The 17,009-nt window shown below is 53.0% G+C and carries 17 protein-coding genes; 4 read left to right on the top strand and 13 right to left on the bottom strand.

Annotated features, from left to right (window positions below):
* The 6 genes from atpA to KTH_RS26285 all read right to left on the bottom strand — a co-directional run bounded on the left by atpA (position 1) and on the right by KTH_RS26285 (position 4,541).
* Complete coding sequence (gene atpA, locus KTH_RS26260; RefSeq protein ID WP_497621853.1) at positions 1–1,539, bottom strand: F0F1 ATP synthase subunit alpha; 1,539 nt, start codon at positions 1,537–1,539, stop codon at positions 1–3.
* Between the two features lie 169 nt (positions 1,540–1,708).
* Positions 1,709–2,293: an ATP synthase F1 subunit delta gene (atpH, locus tag KTH_RS26265; protein WP_497621855.1), complete on the bottom strand. Its 585-nt coding sequence runs from the start codon at positions 2,291–2,293 to the stop codon at positions 1,709–1,711.
* Entirely contained in the window at positions 2,293–2,844 is a 552-nt protein-coding gene (gene atpF / locus KTH_RS26270) for a F0F1 ATP synthase subunit B (RefSeq protein WP_111325625.1), read from the bottom strand. The genes atpH and atpF overlap by 1 nt, the downstream gene beginning before the upstream one ends.
* A gap of 147 nt (positions 2,845–2,991) precedes the next feature.
* On the bottom strand, positions 2,992–3,210 hold the full coding sequence (gene atpE, locus KTH_RS26275; RefSeq protein ID WP_111325626.1) for an ATP synthase F0 subunit C: 219 nt from the start codon (positions 3,208–3,210) through the stop codon (positions 2,992–2,994).
* A gap of 155 nt (positions 3,211–3,365) precedes the next feature.
* Positions 3,366–4,232, bottom strand: a complete 867-nt coding sequence (gene atpB, locus KTH_RS26280) for a F0F1 ATP synthase subunit A (RefSeq protein WP_111325627.1) — start codon at positions 4,230–4,232, stop codon at positions 3,366–3,368.
* 99 nt (positions 4,233–4,331) lie between these two features.
* Positions 4,332–4,541: an AtpZ/AtpI family protein gene (locus tag KTH_RS26285; protein ID WP_170142927.1), complete on the bottom strand. Its 210-nt coding sequence runs from the start codon at positions 4,539–4,541 to the stop codon at positions 4,332–4,334.
* Positions 4,542–5,340: 799 nt separating this feature from the next.
* Here KTH_RS26285 and KTH_RS26290 point away from each other — a divergent pair.
* Together KTH_RS26290 and KTH_RS26295 are read left to right on the top strand one after the other, a co-directional pair.
* Complete coding sequence (locus KTH_RS26290; protein WP_497621858.1) at positions 5,341–6,309, top strand: D-2-hydroxyacid dehydrogenase; 969 nt, start codon at positions 5,341–5,343, stop codon at positions 6,307–6,309.
* A 266-nt stretch (positions 6,310–6,575) separates the two neighbouring features.
* The gene (locus KTH_RS26295) at positions 6,576–7,175 is read left to right on the top strand and encodes a DUF3090 family protein (protein WP_497621860.1); all 600 of its coding nucleotides are present in this window, start codon (positions 6,576–6,578) and stop codon (positions 7,173–7,175) included.
* Between the two features lie 345 nt (positions 7,176–7,520).
* Here KTH_RS26295 and KTH_RS26300 read toward each other — a convergent pair whose 3' ends face one another.
* The 4 genes from KTH_RS26300 to KTH_RS26315 all read right to left on the bottom strand — a co-directional run bounded on the left by KTH_RS26300 (position 7,521) and on the right by KTH_RS26315 (position 11,220).
* Positions 7,521–7,760 (bottom strand): hypothetical protein, encoded by a 240-nt coding sequence (locus KTH_RS26300; protein ID WP_497623284.1) that lies wholly within the window; start codon positions 7,758–7,760, stop codon positions 7,521–7,523.
* A gap of 485 nt (positions 7,761–8,245) precedes the next feature.
* Entirely contained in the window at positions 8,246–9,100 is an 855-nt protein-coding gene (locus tag KTH_RS26305) for a DegV family protein (RefSeq protein ID WP_497621861.1), read from the bottom strand.
* Positions 9,101–9,120: 20 nt separating this feature from the next.
* The gene (locus KTH_RS26310; protein WP_497621863.1) at positions 9,121–10,794 is read right to left on the bottom strand and encodes a DAK2 domain-containing protein; all 1,674 of its coding nucleotides are present in this window, start codon (positions 10,792–10,794) and stop codon (positions 9,121–9,123) included.
* A gap of 27 nt (positions 10,795–10,821) precedes the next feature.
* Positions 10,822–11,220: an Asp23/Gls24 family envelope stress response protein gene (locus KTH_RS26315; RefSeq protein WP_111325634.1), complete on the bottom strand. Its 399-nt coding sequence runs from the start codon at positions 11,218–11,220 to the stop codon at positions 10,822–10,824.
* Between the two features lie 298 nt (positions 11,221–11,518).
* Between KTH_RS26315 and rpmB the strand changes: the two genes are divergently transcribed.
* Positions 11,519–11,716 carry a 50S ribosomal protein L28 gene (rpmB, locus tag KTH_RS26320; RefSeq protein ID WP_111325635.1) on the top strand — a complete coding sequence of 66 codons (198 nt, stop codon included), beginning with the start codon at positions 11,519–11,521 and terminating at the stop codon, positions 11,714–11,716.
* A gap of 103 nt (positions 11,717–11,819) precedes the next feature.
* Here the strand turns inward: rpmB and rlmN are convergent, their stop codons facing one another.
* Entirely contained in the window at positions 11,820–12,983 is a 1,164-nt protein-coding gene (gene rlmN, locus KTH_RS26325) for a dual-specificity RNA methyltransferase RlmN (RefSeq protein ID WP_111325651.1), read from the bottom strand.
* 563 nt (positions 12,984–13,546) lie between these two features.
* On the opposite strand from rlmN, the gene KTH_RS26330 reads away from it, so the two are divergent.
* Positions 13,547–14,977 carry an MFS transporter gene (locus tag KTH_RS26330; RefSeq protein ID WP_111325636.1) on the top strand — a complete coding sequence of 477 codons (1,431 nt, stop codon included), beginning with the start codon at positions 13,547–13,549 and terminating at the stop codon, positions 14,975–14,977.
* Here KTH_RS26330 and KTH_RS26335 read toward each other — a convergent pair.
* Both KTH_RS26335 and tgt read right to left on the bottom strand, forming a co-directional pair.
* Positions 14,955–15,785 (bottom strand): Rmt family 16S rRNA (guanine(1405)-N(7))-methyltransferase, encoded by an 831-nt coding sequence (locus tag KTH_RS26335; RefSeq protein ID WP_111325637.1) that lies wholly within the window; start codon positions 15,783–15,785, stop codon positions 14,955–14,957. The two genes, KTH_RS26330 and KTH_RS26335, sit on opposite strands and share 23 nt — an antisense overlap.
* Positions 15,772–16,890, bottom strand: a complete 1,119-nt coding sequence (gene tgt, locus KTH_RS26340) for a tRNA guanosine(34) transglycosylase Tgt (protein ID WP_111325638.1) — start codon at positions 16,888–16,890, stop codon at positions 15,772–15,774. The genes KTH_RS26335 and tgt overlap by 14 nt, the downstream gene beginning before the upstream one ends.
* Between the last annotated feature and the right edge of the window lie 119 nt (positions 16,891–17,009).

The raw sequence follows: 17,009 nt of genomic DNA on the forward strand, positions 1-17,009 counted from the left end.
TTAAGCCTCCTGGCGCGGTGCTGCTGTCTGTTTGTACTCTTCGATAGCGTTACGCATTCTCTTGAGAAGATCGTCCGACATCTTCTCTTTGCCGTTCACAGACTTCTCAACCATCTCATTGAGGATATCCCGGTGACTTGCGTCCATGAAGCGATAGAGACCGGTTTCCCATTCACCGACCAGCTCCAGAGGCACATCGTCGAGATAGCCATTGGTGGCGGCGAAGATAATCATAACCTGATGCTCAACCGGAACCGGGCTGTACTGCGGCTGCTTCAGGATTTCGTTGACGCGGCGGCCGCGCTCGATACGAGCTTTGGTGGCTTTATCAAGGTCCTGAGCGAACTGTGCGAATGCAGCCAGTTCACGGAACTGCGACAGGTCAAGACGCAACGTACCTGCGACCTGCTTCATTGCACGAGTCTGAGCGGAGCTACCCACACGCGAAACCGAGATACCGGTGTTGATAGCGGGGCGCTGGCCCGAGTTGAAGAGGTCGGTTTCCAGGAAGATCTGACCATCAGTAATTGAGATGACGTTCGTCGGGATGTAGGCCGAGATGTCGTTTGCCTTCGTCTCGATGATTGGCAGCGCGGTCAGCGAGCCACCACCGTAATCTTTGTTCAGGCGTGCAGCGCGCTCCAACAGGCGGGAGTGCAGGTAGAACACGTCACCAGGGAATGCTTCGCGGCCCGGCGGGCGGCGGATGATAAGAGAGATGTTACGATACGCTTCTGCGTGCTTGGTCAGGTCATCATAGACGATCAGAGCATCGCGTCCGCTCTCCATGAACTCTTCACCCATTGCGCAGCCTGCGTAGGGGGCGAGGTACTTCAACGGAGCGGGATCGGCAGCGCCTGCGGCCACGATGACAGTGTACTCCATTGCGCCATGCTCTTCCAGAATCGAGCGGATACGAGCGATGGAGGAGTTCTTCTGACCGATAGCAACATAGATACAGATAAGATTCTTCCCCTTCTGGTTCAGAATCGTGTCGATCGCGATCGCGGTTTTACCGGTCTGACGGTCACCAATGATAAGCTCGCGCTGACCACGACCGATAGGGATAACGCTGTCAATCGCTTTGATACCAGTCTGAACCGGGGTATCGACCGACTGACGGGTGATAACGCCGGGAGCGACACGCTCAACCGGGCGCGTTTTGGTGGTGTTGATTGGACCGCGGTCGTCAATTGGCTGACCGAGTGGGTTGACGACACGACCGAGAAGCTCGTCACCAACGGGGACCTCAATAATACGTCCGGTCGTACGAACTTCGTCATCCTCTCGGATCTCGGTAAAATCGCCCAGGATCGGGCAGCTTACGGTTTCTTCTTCCAGGTTGAAGGCGAGGCCATACAAGCCTGTACGCGGAAATTCTACCAGTTCCAGATACTTCACATCTTGCAGGCCGTAGACACGCGCAATACCGTCCTGCACTGCGATAACGGTGCCGACGCTTGCGGTCGAGGTCTCGGTTCCGAACCCTGCAATGTTTTTCTCAATGATGGCACTGATTTCATCAGCCCAAGATGCCATCGTTGTCCTCCTAGTTTTATCCTAGTGGTTCTTTTTGTAATACAGTCTTGCTGCTCCACAACGGGGTGTGGATGCGTTTATCCGGGGTCAAAAGTTGAGCGTTTTCGCGACTGAGTGGATGAAACAGAATGTTGCTTTTGAAAAGGGGGGAGAGCCGTTGCATCTAAGGCTAAACGGCTAGTTCCTCCCTCGACTGAAAGTCAGGCTTGATAGTATCGGCCTTGTTCAGCAACTGCTGCTGCAAAATATGCAGGCGGTTGCGAACGCTGCCGTCTATGAGCTGATCTCCCACGCGTGCAACCACTCCACCCAGGATGCTCGGATCGACCCGAGTCTGCAAAATGATGGATTTGCCTGTTGTCTTTTCCAGGGCTCGCTGAACGATGGTGCGCTGCTCGTCGTCCATCGGCATTGCGGTTGTGACCTCTGCTACTGCCTGATTCCGGTAGTTCAGTAGAAGCTGTTCCAGCTCGGCAGCAATGTTGGGCATCACTTCAACCAGTTCACGCTGTACCACAAGCAGGGCAAGATTGAGTGATGTTGGTAACACATGAGAGGCCAGAGCCTCACGCAAGGCACTCTCTTTTCGTTTGGCCGGTACCTTTGGCTCTTGCAAGAGATAGGACAGCTTGCGCCCTGAGAATAGCTGAGCGATCCCTTTTACATCCTCCAGGGTGCGATCAAGCGTATTTTGCTTGCGCGCAAGGTTGAAGATGGCCTCGGCGTAGCGCCGTGCAATCGCTCCTTTTAACATCAGTTATTCCTCGTTTTGTCGGCGGCGACGACAAAATCTTCAATCAGGCGGCGGTTGTCTTTTGAATCAACCGATTTGCCGATGACTTTGCTGGCTGCCTCAATTGACAGGTTGACAACGTAGCGGTTAATATCGGCCAGAGCGCGGTTGCTCTCCTGCTGAATGCGGGCCAGTTGCTGCTGCTCAACCTGCTTGGCGCGAGCCTGCGCGTCTTCAATAATGCGGTTTGCCTGTTGCTGTGCGTCGCGGGCCGCTTTTTCAATCGTTTCCTGGGCCTGGCGGCGTGCATCTTGCAGAACCTGGTCTGCGCGAGCCTGTGCCTCTTGTAGATCTCGCTTGGCTCTCTCTGCGTTCTCAAGCCCTTCACGAATAATCTGCTGGCGCTTCTCCATTGTTTTCTGAATCATCGGGAAGCCCCACTTCCAGAGGATGACCAGAACAACAAGAAAGCTGATCAGCTGTGAAACGAAGAACCATGTGTTAATGCCAAGCGCACTGACGCCACCGCTCGATTCTTCAGCGATAACCATTGTATGCAACAGTGTTTGCATGCTTTTTTCTCCTGGCGTCCAGATAGTTAACTGTTACGCGCGTTGAGACGCAGCCTCACGTATGTTGCCTCTTGTTCTAGAGATGCTCCATACGGAGTGCTGTGTCTCTTCGCGCTTGCAATTGGCAATGTTCAGATAGCACCTGGACTAGATGAACAGGATCATCAGGGCAACGACCAGAGCATAAATAGCGATAGCTTCTGCGAAGGCCAGACCCAGGATCAGCTGAGGGAAAACCACAGGGGCGGATTCAGGGTTGCGGGTAACACCGCTGAATGCCTGCCCGGCTGCGATACCAATACCAAGACCAGGGCCAAGTGCGCCGACTGCAATTGCGATAGCTGCTGCGAGTGGTTTGAGATCCATTTGAAAAATCCTCCTTAAGGACAAAGCCTGTTGTTTCGTAATTAAATGAATTCATTTATGCAATCGCAACGTGATGTCGCGAGTAGCATGACAAAAGTGTCACAAGGATTGGTGGAAACAGGCGGGTAATGCCTGTTCCCGTGGCTTGATGGGTCTTAGTGTGTCGCTACTGCCTGTCCTTCAACACTGTGCTCCTCTCCATGCTCTTCGTGACTATGGCTGGTCACTGCCAACTGGAGATACACCAGCGTCAGCAGCGAGAACACGAATGCCTGCACGAATGCAACCAGCATCTCGAAGGGAATGAAGATGATATTCACAAGGGCTGGAAGCAGGAAGGCGAAAACCGCCAGCACGACGCTACCTGCGAAGATGTTACCAAAGAGTCGCAGGGAGAGCGACAGAATGCGGCTGAATTCCTGTACGATTTCCAGCAGGGTGGCAAGGAAGGTAATAAACCCGACAGGACCCTGCTTCAGCGCTGGCAAGTTGATGTACTTGAAGATGTGCTCTTTCGCACCCAGTGCGTAGAAACCGAAAACCTGCGCGGTGAGAACCGTGACCAGCGCCATCGCAAGCGTCAGATTCAGGTCTGTCGTCGCGGGGCGAAGCCAGGGTATGATTTTGTTGGATGAGTCACCGAACAGGAACGGACCCATCTGCTCGCCTGCTTTGACTGCGCCGTGAATGGTGCCGATCGAGTCAACACCCGGCAGAATGTCAACCAGGTTCGAGACAAAGATAAATATGAAGAGAGTGGCAACCAGGGGGAAGAACTTTTTCGCCCATCTTTTGCCGGCAATGCTCTCAACGAGACTCATGAGAGACTCAAGCGCCCACTCCGCGACGTTTTGCAGGCCACGGGGGACCATCTCTTTGCGCCGACCAGCAAAGAAGAATAACACGAGTATGATTACAATTCCCAGTATAGTACAGAGAAGTGTGTTGGTTACAGGAATAGGCCCGAGATGAAAAATTTCTTCTGGCGCTAATTGAAAATGAGGAAGTTTCCAGAGCTGCACGCGACGTCCTCCATTATGCGTGGGGGTACTGCTTGCAGAATCCCAATGATGAACAGGCGGCTTCCGTTCTTGAAATCTTGTCTCTTGTTCATAGTATCGTTAACGATCCTTCTTCTTTTCGTAGGATCGGAAAATACCCGCAGTCTTCAATAAACGGTATGCTCCGAAGATCCCTGAGATCAGGCCAAGCAGCAGCCCGAGCAGTATAAATAATGGCGCGGTATGGAACCTGCCATCGACCCAGTATCCAAGTAATGCTAACAACGCAATGGGAATGGCGATAGTGAAGCCTAATTGACCGACTAACACTAACGGTCCCCAAACAGAGGGCGGCTCTTGCTTCATCCTGGTTTACCCTGTCTGTTTTACTTCACATTGTACCCACCATTTTAGCCACTCGGATTATAGCACAGCGAGTTAAATAAATGCAACAGTAGATACATGATCGTGTATTCTCCTATCTGTCGCCTTGCTTTTGCCTGTCTGGCTTTTCTCTCTGCTTCCTGCTTCTCTTTTTCTTCTCTTTTTCTCTTTTTACCTTCAAAAAGAACGGCCTTTTTCCCTTTATGCCCTCGATCCTTCTCTGTCCTTGCTCTCCCCTTCTCTCTTTCACACGTGTAACTTACGTTCGGTTTTTCGTATAGTCTGCAATATCACTCCGTTCTCCCCCTTCCTGACGCCCTCCCTGACCCGACCCTCTGTATGAGTCCGCCCGCTCTCCATGATGAGTGTACTATGTGTGCGTGCTGGTAGATCAAAGCACGTGACGTCTGCTACTGTCATTGAAGGATGGGACCTCCTTGCTCTCCTGTCTCTATAGCAGGGAGAAGGGGCATTTGACGCGAGATGACCGATCTGTAACAGGGCTTTCAGTCTGATGCCAGATAAGTGCTGCCAAGCTGTTACGTCATCTTCGGTGTAAAATAGGAGAAGATGGTTCTTTTTGTGTGCAAGTGTTTTATGCCTGGCATTATTTGACAGACCAGTTCTTGAGGCCGGGCCACTGTCCGCTCAGCAGCGGTCAATCTCCCGCGTGATCCCCTTCTACAGGCGTTTGCGGGATCCTCTCTTGTGTTGTCGTTACCAGTGATGGAGGAGCGTACGTTCTATGACTATTATCAGTACATTTCCGTTTGCCACAGCTTCGGTACAGCGCTTTCAGCAGATCGTTGGAGAGCCTGTCCTGTGTATCACTGATCCAGATGCGTTTCTGGCTCAGCTCCATGATGCAGAGATTCTCTGCTCATACTGGGTGCCAGACAACTGGCGTCAGCTGGCGCCCAAGCTGCGCTGGCTTCAGGCAACGGGAGCAGGTATTGATAATCTGCAACATACCGGTATTCTTGCTCCTGATAGCGGTGTGCTGGTTACAACCGCGGTTGGTATCCATGCGGCCAGTATCGGTGAATATGTGTTTGGAAGCATGCTCATGTTCAATCGCTCCTGGCCTGAAATGGTTCGTTTACAGGATCGCCATATCTGGCCGCGTAGTGCGAGCTGGTATCGGCTGCAAGGGCGGGAACTGGCCGGACAGACGCTCGGAGTCATCGGTCTGGGCCATATTGGACGACGAGTGGCACAACTGGGAAGAGCATTCGGCATGAATGTGGTGGGGACGCGGCGTTCGGCGCAGCCAGGAGACAAAGATCCCGATGTTGATTTACTCTATCCAGCCTCGGATCTGCTGGCGATGCTTGCACACTGCGATTACATCGTGATCGCGGTTCCGCTGACGTCCGCGACCGAGCGCATGATAGGAGAAGCCGAGCTACGAGCAATGAAACGAAATGCCTATCTTGTGAATGTTGCGCGGGGTCAGGTGATCGATGAGCCAAAACTAATTCAGGCTCTTCAAGAAGGCTGGATTGCTGGTGCCGGGCTGGACGTTGTTGCAGAAGAACCGCTCTCCGCGGAAAGTCCGTTGTTTTCCCTGCCCAATGTCATCATTACGCCGCATATTGCTGGAGAGAATATCCACTATGAAAAGCGGCTGGCCGATCTCTTCGCAGAAAATCTGGCACGCTACACTGCCGGTCAACCATTGCAAAATGTGTATGATCCCAATCGTGGCTATTAAGGTGTGGTACCCGCCGTAGCCGCCTGGTGACGTGTACCCGCCAGGTGGCTGGCATACTGTACCCGCTTTTGTGGCCGAGGCCGATGACGCCATGAAAGCGAGTATAGGGCCGCGGAAAGAAGCAGGGCTATTTTGTCAACATTCCAGTTTGTTAAACGTGTATGAGGCGATTGTACATCCTGAGCTTGCCTGCTCGTTGGTATACAGAAGAGACGGCAAATCTTCCCACTCGTGAGGAGTGAGGTTCCTGGAATAAGAGGTGTGTAATGAGTACTGATCTTGGTCGTGTCAATCTTTTAGGAGCGGATGCAGTAGGCGCTCCTGGTCAGAGGCGCTTTCGGCTGTTCGCACGAAGCGAGTACGCTACAGCTGTCGTCTGGATGGAGAAAGAGTATCTGCGAACGCTGGCGCAGACGCTAGATGAAGTGTTGAAAATTGTGATTGAAGGGGAGGTGCTTCGGCTTGAAGCGCGTCCCGGGGGGCTTCCTGAACCCAGTGGAATGCCCGACGATTTCCCGACGCTGCCTACCTATGAATTTCATATCGGCCAAATCAAGCTCAATTATGATGAGCAGGATGATACATTCCTGTTGCTGCTAACTCCGCTTGAGATCGCGCTGAATGAGGACGAGCAGCCGGAAGTGATTATTCGTGAGGATGATGCTATTATCTTCCACTTTTTGCCACAGGATGCCCTTGCCCTTGCCAATGAGGTCAATCTGTTAATGGAGGCAGGGCGGCCCACCTGTCCTTACTGTAAAGCTCCACTCGGGGATGGCCCGCATTCATGCGCGAAACAGAATGGTCATCAGAAGATCGCACGTATTGAACTGCGTGGCTCTGAGGATGAAGATGAGGAGGAATAAGGACGCTCTTTTGTGCGCCCTTACCCCCTGACCTGATTGCATAAACCGACAGAGCGAGTTGCCCGGTGCTTTCAATGCCCGGGAACGGTGAGACCCTGCTTTCTCCAATGACAAACACGTCTGTGTGCGCCCTGGCGCTTCGGGAAGGCGCTCCATACCCTCTTGTGTTTTGATGAAAGATACAGCGTTGTCTTGTACCCCTTTTTCGGGAGAATGGAGCGCTCCCCCTTCTGCTTTTAGAGAGGCTGTAACCTCTGCGCGGATATGGAGTAATCTGTCAGGACGGAGCGAGATGTGCCGAAGACACCGAGAGCTCAGCGCAAGTCGTAAGGCAAGGAAAAGGATCTATCCTCCGACGACACGCGGAACCATTATGATTTGTTCAGCAGTAGCATCAAATTTGTCGATACGCTGTGCCGGCTTGCCTGTTTCAATACGGAATGCAGTTGCGCCTTTGCTACGCTCTTGCTCAAAGATGCGCTCTGCTTCTCGAACTGCGGCCAGGGCTTCGGGGTCTTTTACCAGAACCTTTTGTTCATCCCATGTCAGACGGTCGTCACCACGTCTTGACATCACCCGTAACATTCCCACAGTCGTTCCTCCTTTTGTAGTTTATGCCATGCTGGCAATTCCTACATGAAACTATGAGTCGGAAGCAACCATGCTATGGTGATTGCCTATGTCTATATCGAGTATAACAGGACATGCTATAGAGCTTGCTAGAGATTACTTCTCCTGAACCGATGCCTGTCTTCACTCTTCTCTGATGGTCCACGTTTCGCTCTAGCGGTTCGTTTCGTACTCCTTTCTGGATGCACACCCTTCTCGTTCTACCATGTGATGTCGCTTTTCCAGTAGAAAAGCATGATCTTAGTTCTATTGTACGTGACATGGTATTATTAGTCAATGCTTGTCAACACGTTTCTTGATGTTGGTAGAGCGAGAAAAAGCCTCAAACAGCGGACAAAGAGCAGGCGCACAGCTTGAAGCGGGGGAATCCAGGAATAAAGCGAGGAAGGGATGAAATGCAGAGTGTATGGAGCATTCGCCCATACACTCCGGGTGTCTGCTCAGTCGAGCTGCCTCTGACTGATGAAGGCTACACCAACAAGGCCCGGACCGGTATGGGTGCCGAGGACCGCGCCAAACTTATAATGCGTGATCTCTCCCTGATAGATTGTGCGCAGCGTGGCTTCCAGTTGCTGTCCAACCTCGTCGTTGGCTTCTACAATGGCAATATCTTCAAAGGGGGCGAACTCGCTCGCAAGCTGTGCGGCCCGGACATAGGCCTTACTGCGGGTACGTGGCTGTTCAAGCGGGGCAACAACGCCTTCCTTAACGGTCACGATCGGTTTAAAGCTGAGCATGTTGCCCAAAAAGGCTTTTGCTGCGCCAATGCGTCCCCCCCGTTTCAGATATTCCAGCGTATCCAGAATCGCGAGCACGCGACTCCGTGAGAGGCGGTCAAGCAAGGCACTCTTGATCTCGTCCAGGCTGTGTCCTTCTTGCGCTTCTCGGGCAGCTTTCAAAATTGCCAGCGACATACCGGCGCTAATACTGCGTGAATCAATGATCTCTATCGGGACCTGGCGGAGCTCTTCCGGGAGGCTGTCACGGGCGGTGCATGCTGATTGGTATGTGCCACTCAAACCGGATGAGAGGTGGACTGAAATGATGCCATCGGCTCCCTCCTGGATCAGGCGGGTATATGCTTCTGCAAAGCGAGCTGGTGAGGGCTGTGAGGTGCGTGGTAGGTCTGGTGCTTCCTGCAATTTCTGATAGAACGTAGCGGTATCGAGTTCAGCGCCATCAAGATACGACTCTTCACCAAAGAAGACGGTCAGTGGAACAACAGTGATGCCAAGCACTTGAGCCTGTTCTGCGGGAATATCGGCGGTGCTATCGGTGACTATTCGTACGGGCATTCTGGCCTCCTGCAATGTTTTTATTCTGCCGAAAGAATGTAGGCATAGTATGGTTGACCACCTGAGACAACTTCTACTTCGAGGTGGGGATGCTGTTCCTTCAGGCACTTACTGATCTCTGCTGCATCTTCTTCTGAAACGCTTGCCCCGTAGTAAATGGTGACAAGTTCATATGCATCTATCTGCATACGGAGCAGGGTATCAGTCATGACCTGTTGAAGATCCTGTCCTGCCACTGCAAGGTGTCCGTTAATCACGCCGATAAAGTCGCCTTCACGAACGTTGACCGTTCCCAGTTGGACAGTCCGAACGGCGGTAGTGATTTCTGCTGTCTGGACGGATTGCAGGGCCGCGGTCATGGTGGAGCAATTGGTTGCGAAATCGGCGTCAAAATTGAAGGCGATCAGGGCTGCAATCCCCTGTGGTAAGGTTTTGCTTGGAACGACGTAGACGTCTTTTTCGGTGAGGGAACTGACCTGTTGTGCACTGAGCACGACGTTGCTATTGTTGGGTAAGAGAATGACCTGTCTGGAAGGAGCCTTCTCAACGGCTTCGAGGAGCTCTTCAATGCTTGGGTTCATGGTCTGGCCACCAGAGACGATGGAGGAGACTCCCAGGCCCTGGAAGACCTTTTCAAAGCCCACGCCAGCAACGACGGCAATGGTAGCGATTGGAAGTGCCTCCTGCTCTTTCGTTGTCTCGGCGTGTTCCTGTGCGCTTTCCGCGGCATAGGAGAGACTCTGTTCCTGAAGGTTTTCGATATTGATATCTGACAGGCTGCCGAGGCTAACACCATAGTCAAGGATTTTGCCCGGGGTCAGGGTATGCGTGTGTACCTTGAGCAGGGTATCATCACCGGCGACAACGGTTGAGACGCCACCCATATCAATGATGGCCTGCCGAATCTGCTCAACATTGAGATTCTTCCCTTTGAGCAGGAAGACAACCTCATAGCCAAACTCTTCTTCAACCGTGACGCGTCCTTTTTTGGTCTGGGGTGCTATGGGCTGCGGTGTAATGGCCTCATCGGTCGCGTTTTCGCCTCGAATGTAGCGCCAGATGCCCTCAAGGAAGATATAAAAACCCTGCCCTCCAGAATCGACAACGCCTGCCTGTTTCAGGGTGGGGAGAAGTTCTGGTGTCCGTGCGACTGCCAGACGAGCGGCTATAACGACTTCATGCAGCAGAGAAACAAGGTCATCACCCTGTTGGGCGCTGCGTTGCGCGGCCTCTGCTGTCTCACGAACGACAGTCAGGATCGTGCCCTCTACCGGCTTGAGCACGGCACGATAGGCCAGGCGTGAGGCCTCCTGAAATGCCTGGGCCAGATCGGGCGCGGTAAAGGTTGTCTTTTTATCGAGCCCCTGAGCCAGACCACGCAGGGTCTGTGAAAGGATGACGCCTGAATTGCCGCGTGCGCCAAGCAGGGCATCGTGCGCGACTCGGGCCGCAATGGCGGCGGCGGAGGTTTCTTCACTGGTTGCGATCGTGCGGATAGCTGACTTTAGCGTAGCAGACATGTTTGAGCCGGTATCACCATCCGGGACGGGAAAAACGTTTAAAGCGTTAATTGTCTCTTTATTTTCTTCTAACCAGGCTGCTCCCGCCAGGATGGCATTTTTGAGGTCCTGACCATCAAAGACGCTGATCCGTCTGGTCCGGTGGCGTAGTGTGCGTGGTGTTTGTTCCTGCATTGGGGATTTAACTACCTTTGTTATGAATTATGCTTGCTCAGGTTGTGAGTCAGGACTGTGGAGCAAGCCCTGAACGTTCACATTGACCTCAGCAACTTGAATGCCGAGCATCTTTTCGATTGAGAATTTGACGGTACTCATGATATTGTGACCAATTTCGGAGATACGCAGTCCATATTCCAGGACAACGTATACGTCGATTATGAGTTGACCATTAACCACGTTAACACGTACCCCTTGATTGGCTTGCTTTGCATCCAGTCGTACGGCCTCTCCATTGCGTAGACGCGGTGAGGCCAGGCCAAGCACGCCATAACACAGAGTCGTTGCCTGTACCGCAATACTCTGGATTGCGTTTGGCAACACTTCGATTTTCCCTCGTGGGCGGTTCCCCGTTTGTGGTTGTAGTGTATGGGCTTCCGACATATATGATGCTCTTCTCTCTTGCCAAATGAGGCGATATCGGGTATACTCGCATAACGTGTCGGAGTTCTATGCCTTGAAAGGGCTATCACTCTTGACAACGTTTCTGTTTCCGCTTATCATCATTGCGGTGTGGCCCTGGTATCAAACCAGCAATCCTCGCAATTGAGGGGAAACCACGGAAGCAGTATACCAGAGTCCTCTTTCATAAATCAAGAATCAGTCGCTGTGCGATGCGCTGACCTCCCTTTGGGGAGCGTTTTTGTGTATCGTAGAAGCTGATAAGGAAGGAGATAGAGCTATGGCAGCAGGTCGTTGTGATATCTGTGAGCGCAAGCCCATGTATGGTAACAATGTACCATTCTCGCAGCACCGCACTCGTCGTCGTTTCGTGCTCAATGTGCAGCGCCGTCGCCTGACAATCAATGGCACTCCTCGTACGGTGAACATTTGCACACGTTGCTTGCGCACTATGAGCAAGCTCCCCAAAGTTCGCTAAGAGCCGGCTTTGCATATGCAAGAGTGCGATCAAACAGGGGTGTCCACAAGGGGTACACTCGTTTCGAGATATTCCTTGCGGACACCCTTTGTTTGTTTCCTCGCTAGTTGTTGATGACGCTCAGTTGTTTCCGCTGCTCGAAGCGCGTGCGCAACTGACCACAGGCCGCCGCGATATCATCTCCTCGTTCGGCACGCACACTGTTACTGACTCCATGCTGATTGAGAATCGCTCTGAATGTTCGGATCGCGTCCGGCGTTGGCGGGCGATACCCTGCCGCGGTTTGGTTCACCGGGATACAGTTCACATGGGCGAATTGATGCAGGGGCGAAAGCAGTTCGCCGAGCTGATTCGCGTGATCGGGCGTATCGTTGACTCCTGAAAGCAGCACATACTCAAATGTCACCTGTCTGCCTGTCGCCTGAATATAATCCTGGCAGGCGCTTAGCAGCTCCCTGAGCGGATATTTCCGGTTGATCGGCATGGTCTGGCTACGTGCCTCATCGCTTGGTGCATGCAGTGAGATCGCCAGGTTGATCTGAAGCGGCTCCTGACTGAGCTTGCGGATGGCTGGTACCAGCCCGACGGTTGAAACCGTCATATGGCGTGCGCCGAGGTTGAAGCCGTCCTTGCTGTTGAGGATACGCAGTGCCTGAAGGACATTCTTGTAGTTATGCAGTGGCTCGCCCATGCCCATCAGCACGATATTGGTGATATGGTCGATGGGGGCGCTTGCAGGCAGCCCTGCGGCTTTCCAGGGAGCCTTGCGGAGCTCTCGGGCGAAGAAAAGCACCTGGGCCACGATTTCACCCGCGCGTAAGTGCCGATCAAAACCCATCTGTCCGGTTGCGCAGAAGGTACAGCCATAGGCACAGCCCGCCTGACTGGACACACAAACGGTTGCGCGGGCGCTGCTCTCTCCCAGTGGTGGATACAGCATCAGCACCGATTCGATCAGTTTGCCGTCTTCCAGCTCAATGAGGATCTTCCGGGTGCGATCATCTTTTGAATGCAGCTCACTCCGGACCACGATTGGCCCGATGCTGGCTTTATCGGCAAGGCGTTGTCGTAGCGCTTTGGGCAGGTTGGTCATCTCCTCAAAGTCGGTGACGAGCCGTTGATAGATCCAGCTATAGACCTGCTTGGCGCGATAGGCCTCTTCTCCCTGCTCGACAAACCATGCCTTCATCTCGGGCAGGGTCAACGAGAGCAAATCTGTCTTCTGCTGGTGTTGCTGTGTCGTAGATGGTTGCGTAATTGTGTTCATTTCTTTCTTCTGGTGCCTGTTCTGCTGTTCTTCTTGCAACGTTATTTTCTCCTGACCCCAAATTATAGCACGAATTGAAGCTCAGGCAAGGTAACGGGCTGATCTCGCTGCCGCCTTGCCTCTATCTTGCTTGCGTTGTGTATTGGGATGTACTACTATATCAAGCAGGCAGGAGCGTTTCTGTGCCGTAATTGCCTTGTCAGGATGGACGCGCTTTGGAACGGGATCGGCTTTGTGTACGCGAAACTATTACTGCAATTTTTCTCTGGTCTGGTTTCCTGGCTTGTCAATCAAAGAGCGCATGACCTCCCTCTTTTGATGAGAGTGAATATCGCGCTTTCTCGCGGTTCTGAACGCGGAGAAAGCAGGAATTTTTCATTATTTCTTGTTGCGTGACGCTCCTTATCAAACTTTTCATATGGCTTATTCGTTTAGAGAAGAAAGCAACAAAACTCAGAGGATGAGGTTTTAAAAAAGCAGTGGAGCCTGTTTCGGAGCAGTGTTTCTATGAGCCGTGAAGCCATATCCTCCATTATCTGTTTGTTTTCAGGAGTATCTCGACAATGTCGTTGTCTACCAAGCCGGGAGGCAGCAGTGCAAGTGTGCGGCAAGTACTGCGCAATCCGAATTTCCTCAAGCTCTGGCTGGCACAACTCATCTCATTGACCATTTTGAATGCCACGAATTATGGTGTGATTGTGCTGGTCAATGATGTCACGCATTCCGTGTTTATGGCTGGACTTGCGATTATTTCTTTTACGTTGCCCGCACTGCCTTTCAGTGCAGTGGCCGGGGTACTGGTTGATCGTTTTGATAAACGCACGGTGCTCTGGCTCAGTAATCTTCTGCGCATGGTGACAGTTGTAGTGATGTTTGTCAGCCTGCTCTACGATCGTACCAACGTCTGGCCTTTGTTTGTGCTGACGTATATTACATCGCTCATTGGTCAGTTTTTTATTCCCGCTGAAGGTTCCTCTATTCCCCTGCTGGTTGGGGAGCGCGACATTATGCCGGCCCTCTCGCTGTTTAATATCTCGACGACCGTTTCTCAAGCGCTTGGTTTTCTGGTTCTGGGACGTTTTGTGGTAGCGCTCTTTCCGCCCTTTACTTTCCATTTCGGGACAGTCACACTGCATACAGAGCCGATAGACATGCTATTCCTGCTGGTAGGGGCGCTCTATGTGGTGTGTGCGATCCTGATTCTCCTGATCCCGGCGCGTGCCTTTACCGCAAAGCGTCAGGTGCAGCAGAAACCGAAGCTACAGGAGACCCATGTATATCGCTCGCTGCTGATGAACCTGTGGCAGGATATGCTTGAGGGCTGGCGCATTGTGCAGGCTGATCGCTTGCTCTTCTTCGCGGTGGTTCAGCTTTCTGTGGTCGGGATCATTCAATTGCTGATTGGTGAGCTGGCCGGGCCGTTCGTGCGCGAGTTCCTGAATCGACCTCCCGAGGATATGTCCCTGATTCTGGCTCCGGCAGGTATTGGATTGGTGGTGGCTTCGATCCTGATGACGCCGATCAGCGAGAAGATAGGCAAGATTCGGCTGACGGTCATTGGTTTTGTGGCGCTGGCTGTGGGCTTTGTGCTGCTTCCATTGATTCACTGGGTGGCTCTGCGGATCGATCATACACAGGGAGCATCCGCACCGTGGGTGATGATCGTTACGATTGTGTTGGTGCTCTTGCTTGGCGGAGCGCTGGCCTGTGTGAATATTCCTACTAACACGATTATGCAGGAGCGGGCGCCAGAGTCCGGGCGAGCCCGTGTCCTTTCGCTGCAATTTATGCTCTATAACATTGGCTCGATTCCCGTTCTGTTGTTTGCGGGCGCTATCGCTCAGTTCCTGGGTCTGAACCTGTTGATCGGGTTTTTCTCGGCTTGTATGCTGCTGTTCTGCTGGTGGGCCTCGCGGTTTATTCCATCTCGAAAGCAGCAACCTCCACACGGGCAACCGCAGGAGCTTCCACCTATGTCGGCTTCTCGGCGCTGAGTTCGGGTTTGTGAACAACAAAAATGAGTTCGTTTGGAAGCTGAATGCTTCGAGCCTCCCACGGAGTGCCTGCTACCAGAGAGCGGAAATGCTCCTCGTAGTAGGTCTCCATCCCCTTCTTTTTGCCTCCCAGACTGCGGGCCGGAAACGAGACGATCAGGTAGCGGGCCTGTATCGCCTGTAAAAGATGGAGACCTGCTTGTTTGTCGATCTGTTCCAGACAGGGAAGCGTTTTCAGCAGGAACGCAACGTCGAACTGCTCCTGTGGCGGATGCAGCAGGATATTCCGGCTCTCGGCATGTCCGTGAACACCGCTGATCCGAAACCACTCTTGAAGGAAGTCCATCATTGGCTGCTGAATATCACAGGCATGGTAGCTTGCATCCTCTGCGAGCGGCATCCACGGCAGGGCGAGCGGATTGAAGCCACAGGCAAGGTCCAGAATGCTGTGCGCTGAGGAGAGTTCGGGGCTGAGGCTGGCATAGAACTCTTCAAGAAAAGGAAGGCGCTCTCTGGTTGAGGCATGATAGCGCATGATATCTGTGCATGCTTCCTTCTGCTGTGTCTGGTCTTTTGCCTGCTGTAAGCGCCCAAGCCAACGCGTGTAATCTTCCTTGCCGGTGAAGTACGCGCCGCTGACCTGGTGCAGCTTGTTTTTGGTACTCTTGACCGCTTCCTTGAAGGTTTTCCGCCTGGCAAGTTCGCTCTGCCCGACCTGTAGTACCAGGTCAGGGCAAACTCCGCTATACTTGCTGCTGTCCAGTACGGCGCTAACCAGGCGTTCCAGTTGCTCATCAGTTGTGGACATAATGCGCTCGCAGTCGCTCGGTGAGCATGGTCATAAAACGCAGATTGTGCAGGGTTGCCAGTCGGTAATAGAGTGTGTCACCCACCTTGAAGAGATGATGCAGGTAGCCGAGCGAGTAGTGACGGCAACAAAGGCAGTCGCAGACTTCGGAGACCGGGCGCTTATTCTTGATATGCTTGTCATCGCCCACATAGATGTACTGGAACCATTTTTCCTGTGCGCTATCCTGAAAGCAATACAGGCGCCCATGACGTGCATCGCGGGTTGGCATGGCGCTATCAAAGATCTCGTAGCCGATCTGCACACATTCCGCGACATTGCTCGGGTGGCCGACGCCCAGGGCATGCATGGGATACTGCGCGGGAATCAGCTCACGCGTGTATCTGATGATATCGGCGAGTAAACGTCCCTGTTTGTCCAGCGGCCAGCCGCCATAGCCGAAACCATCGAAGCCAATGTCGAGCAGGGCTTCAGCGCACTGTTTGCGCAGCTCCCTTGAGCCGCCACCTTGAATCACCGCGAAGAGCAGAGGGCGTTTCTCTTCCGCCAGCTTCTTCTGTTTCAGCAGGCGCTCATACTCGCGTTTGCAACGTTTGGCCCATTCGATGGTGCGCATGACCGAGAGGCGCTGAACATCATCGGGTGCATCGACATGGGTGCAATAGTCCAGACACATCACGATATCGCTTCCATAGCTGAACTGAAGCTGGACCGCCTTTTCCGGTGTCAGTTGAAATTTGCGGGTAGCTCCTTCGGGCTTAAAGGTGATGCCGTCCGCGTCCAGCGTGCCAAACCTGGCGTTTTGCTGAATCAGAGAGTAGGCTTGAAAGCCGCCCGAATCGGTGATAATCGGGTGCTCCCACGCGCTCATAGTATGGAGACCGCCGAGGGCCTGAATGGTTGATGAGCCGGGGCGCTGCATCAGGTGATAGGTATTCATCACGAGTGCCTGTACCCCGCACTGTTCAAGGTCTGTGCTATCAACGGCGCGGACCACTCCGAGGGTGGCATCAGGTAGATAGACCGGGAGTTTCAGGAGCCCGTGAGGAAGCTGGAGCGTGCGTGCCCCGTTTTCGGTGTGTTTCTGTTCTTTGCTGGCGTGCATGGATGTCCTTTGGCTTCAGCAATTTTCCTCATTATATCCTATCTGTCTACTGGTAAGCGCTGCCTTCGTCGTAGCTCTTCCTTGTTCTTCCTCTTCTACAGGCTTTTCAGAAGGCGCTT

It is taken from the genome of Thermosporothrix sp. COM3 (assembly GCF_059696735.1).